Below are 3467 nucleotides of genomic sequence, written 5' to 3'. Positions count from 1 at the left end.
TTTGTAGTAACAAGAAATGTGTTTAAAGAATCTCCTGTTAAACGGTCTTCCAAATAAATTGTGAAGGCGAACGTTTTAGCAACAACAATTCTCTCTTTAAACTTGATTTGAACTGAAATTTCTTTCTCTTCATTAGATGCAAGTTCAAACGTGGCAGGTGAAAATTCAACTTCCTGCTTAATTGAAGTAAGCTGTTGACGAGGTATTATTTCACGGTAAACGTTTCCTGTATTGTGAACGGAAAATGTAAAACGTAACCCTTCTTCTGGATCTATGTAAAATGGAACGAAACCTAAATGTGTTTCTATAGACACTTGTTCCAAGACCTCTACACTAACAGGAATATCTAGAACTCTAATTCCGTCGGATGAATATATTGAGAACACAATGGGATATATCCCTTGCGGGGTATCATGCGGTATCATAAAGAAAGCAATTTCAATGCGTCCTGAAAAAGGACCTGGAGGCAACTCTTGAGGTTGTTGAATGATTCTCCAATTTGGCGGACACGACGTTTCGCAGGTATAAGGACGATCATCGTAACTGGAACAAGCAAACCACAAACGAACACGGACAGCCTTCCCCGGAAGCGCAAGAATCACTGGATCAAGAGAACGCCCTCTCAACGTATCTTGAGCATACGAAATTCCACTCATACAGACGAGCCAGCTTAAGAAGAAAGCCCACCATCTCATGCTTTGCCCTCAAAACATTTAATCTTTATCGGGGCACCTTACAACACGATCTTGGTCTCCTTCCATGACCTTCTTAAAAATCTCTAATGGATGACACCTTTTCATCTGTTCTCGACGAAAAGCAAGGGAGACTCTAGTGTAGAGACTTGTTGTACGAATCGTACTGTGACCTAACAAAGATTGAATGATACGCAGATCCATACCACTTTCCATCCATCGTGTAGCAATAGTATGACGAATCATATGTGGATGCACAGAAGAAGATACTCCTGCTTTCACTGCCCATTTCTTAACAAGCCTACCTATTGATCTAGATGATATACGTTTCCCGAATCTATTTAGAAAAACATATCCAATGGATTGGCTGCTCATTTGCAAACGTTTCAGCCACGCCACAGCTCCAAATGTAAGGGGAACCATTCTCTCCTTCGCCCCTTTCCCTATGATGCAGACAACACGCCGTCTGAGATCTATATCTTCCCAAGACAAATTAGTTAATTCACTCACACGTAATCCAGAACTATACAAAACTTCAAAAATTACTCGATCTCTTAACCCTTGTTTGGTGAAAACGTCCGGAATAGATACAATGCTTTTTAGTTGCTCGCGTTCTAAGAACCGCAATGTACGTTGCGGAGTTTTTGGAGAAGGAAGATCACAAATCGGATTCCTGTCCAGTTTTCCGGTTGATTCAAGGTAACGAAAAAATGAGCGAAGAGCAGATAACTTACGACAAATAGCCCTTTGGGAGCATGTCAAGCTTCCGATGAAACGTCTGATCTGAATGGTTTCGACTTCTCCGAGCTTTTGGGAATCTTGTTTTTCTAAACAGGAAAAAAATTGGGACAGGTCTGATCGATATGCCCGAAGCGTTTCTTTGGAACAACCTTTTAGGGCAAGAAAATTAAGATAGAGTGAAAGTGCTTCCGAAAGAAACATACGATCTCTCCTCAGTGAGATATCTGACCCTAGGAAGTGCTTCAGTAACGGTTGTTCGCGAAGGAAAGAAATGAAAGGTCAAGCCGTTGTCTTAGAAAATATTTCCATGCAATTCGGAGGACAAATCCTCTTCGAAGACGTCAATCTTTCGTTTGTTCCTGGTAATCGTTACGCTTTGACTGGCCCAAATGGATCTGGGAAGTCGACACTTTTGAAGATTATCATGAAACGAGAAAAGCCTGTAACTGGCACCATCTCCTGCCCTGAACGAATTGGAATGCTATACCAAAACACTGGTCCCTTTAAGGAGATGACTCTTAAAGAGGTTGTAATCCAAGGGAATTCTCGACTAGCAAATGCACTTTGTGAAATCGATCTACTGTACGAGAAGGAGAATCCATCGCAGGAAGATGGGATGCGAATAGCCCAGTTACAAGACATCATTTGCGAAGAGGATGGGTATAGTGCTGAACCAGCTGCAGAATCTCTGCTCACAAGCATGCAAATTGACCAATCTCTTCACGATCAACCTTTAAAGAACGTCCCAACTGACATACAACTTCGTGTTCTTCTTTGCCAGGCACTTTTTGGCTCTCCAGATGCACTTCTTTTAGATGAGCCGACTAATTTTCTCGATCTGGAAACTATCGGTTGGCTTGAAAATTTCTTGAATAACTATCCAGGAGTGGTCGTCTTAACAAGCCATGACCGTCACTTTCTGAATTCAGTTGCTACCCATGTAGCAGACATAGATTACGAAACAGTCATTCTCTATCCAGGAAACTACGATTCGATGGTATTTGCTAAAACGTCTGCTCGTTCGCAAACAGAAGCTGATGTAAAAGCTAAATCCAAAAAAATAGCTCAGCTTCGTCAATTCGTGGCTAGATTTGGAGCAGGAACACGAGCTAGTCAAGTTCGTTCCAGAGAGAGAGAGATTGAACGTCTCCAGCCAGAGGCATTGAAGAAATCAAATATCCAGAGACCTTATATTCGTTTTGTAGAATCAAAGAAGACTTCAGGTGAAAGAGTACTTCTTCTCGAACATGTTGAATTCGATTATGGTCAGGGGACAGTTCTATCAAAGGTTTGCATAGAAGTGGTACGAGGTGATCGAATTGTAGTAATCGGTAATAACGGAGCAGGTAAAACCACACTGATCAAACTTCTTGCGGGCATCATTCAACCAACAAAGGGTGCAGTGGAACTTGGCCATAATGTTCTTCCACTATATTTCCCACAAAATCATTTTGATGCTTTTGACGTCACTAAAGGTGATCTCGATATGCCTATGATTTCTTGGTTACGAAATCACAATCCCTCAGCCACAGATCAGATGTTGAGAGAGGCCTTGGGTAGGATGATCTTTTCTGGTGATGCGCCAAAAAAAACTATTAGATCTCTTTCAGGGGGAGAGACAGCTCGTTTCATTCTTTCTCATATCACTCTTCAAGAACATAATCTACTACTACTAGACGAGCCAAATAACCACATGGATATAGAATCTGTTATCGCTTTAACTCAAGCCATTCGAGATTACAAAGGAACTGTAATAGTCTCCTCACACGATAGGGATCTGATTGAGAATGTAGGCACCAAGGTTATCTCTATTGAAAAAACCAAAGTGAAATTCTTTTCTGGAACATTCGAAGAGTGGAACAGTGCCAAAAAAGGACACAAAAATAGATAAAGATGAAAATGTGCACCGGGAAGAAGATAAGCCGGATCCTGTCGATTTCATAAAGAAATCGGACTGTCATTCCTCTAGAGGTTCTGTCACCAGAACCTTCGAGCAGCTCCTAAAGAATCATCCAAGGAGGAATGGATTTTTGC

At 41.4% G+C, this 3467-nt stretch carries 3 protein-coding genes; 1 reads left to right on the top strand and 2 read right to left on the bottom strand.

Annotation, left to right across the window (positions count from 1 at the left end; all coding sequences use genetic code 11):
• Positions 1-656, bottom strand: a 656-nt coding sequence (locus tag GCCT14_RS03980) for a COG1470 family protein (protein ID WP_157952596.1), incomplete at its 3' end; no start/stop codon positions are given.
• Between the two features lie 57 nt (positions 657-713).
• Positions 714-1634: a tyrosine-type recombinase/integrase gene (locus GCCT14_RS03975; RefSeq protein ID WP_108624328.1), complete on the bottom strand. Its 921-nt coding sequence runs from the start codon at positions 1632-1634 to the stop codon at positions 714-716.
• A gap of 70 nt (positions 1635-1704) precedes the next feature.
• Between GCCT14_RS03975 and GCCT14_RS03970 the strand changes: the two genes are divergently transcribed.
• On the top strand, positions 1705-3324 hold the full coding sequence (locus tag GCCT14_RS03970; RefSeq protein WP_108624327.1) for an ABC-F family ATP-binding cassette domain-containing protein: 1620 nt from the start codon (positions 1705-1707) through the stop codon (positions 3322-3324).
• Positions 3325-3467: the final 143 nt, after the last annotated feature.

Source organism: Candidatus Similichlamydia epinepheli, assembly GCF_003056015.1.
The sequence above is the reverse complement of the archived record's forward strand: the minus strand, read 5'-3'. Positions and strand labels throughout refer to the sequence as shown.